Source organism: Bacillus sp. SIMBA_008 (assembly GCF_046535495.1).
Classification (GTDB): domain Bacteria; phylum Bacillota; class Bacilli; order Bacillales; family Bacillaceae; genus Bacillus; species Bacillus subtilis.
In genome coordinates, this window is sequence record NZ_JAWRWL010000996.1 from 1 (window position 1) to 248 (window position 248).

The 248-nt window shown below is 42.7% G+C and carries 1 protein-coding gene; it reads left to right on the forward strand.

The genetic code is table 11. The features are described 5' to 3' along the window. Window positions 1-248: family 4 glycosyl hydrolase (locus SB658_RS26380; RefSeq protein ID WP_486308224.1), on the forward strand; the 248-nt coding region annotated here is incomplete at both ends.

The following is a 248-nucleotide window of genomic DNA, read 5'->3' on the forward strand; positions in this document are numbered from 1 at the left end:
GTGTATTTAGACGGGGTCAGCATTATGGATCAAGTGCTCGAAGAATTAGGAAATCCGAATAGTCAGTGGTCTATGAAGAACATTGAAGCGAAAGACTGGGAACCTTCTTTTGTGAAAGGCTTAGGGGTCATCCCATGTCCATATCATCGCTATTACTATAAAACAAAAGATATGCTGGAAGAAGAGCAAAAGGCAGCCCAAGAAAAAGGAACAAGAGCAGAGGTAGTCCAGCAGGTTGAGCACGAATT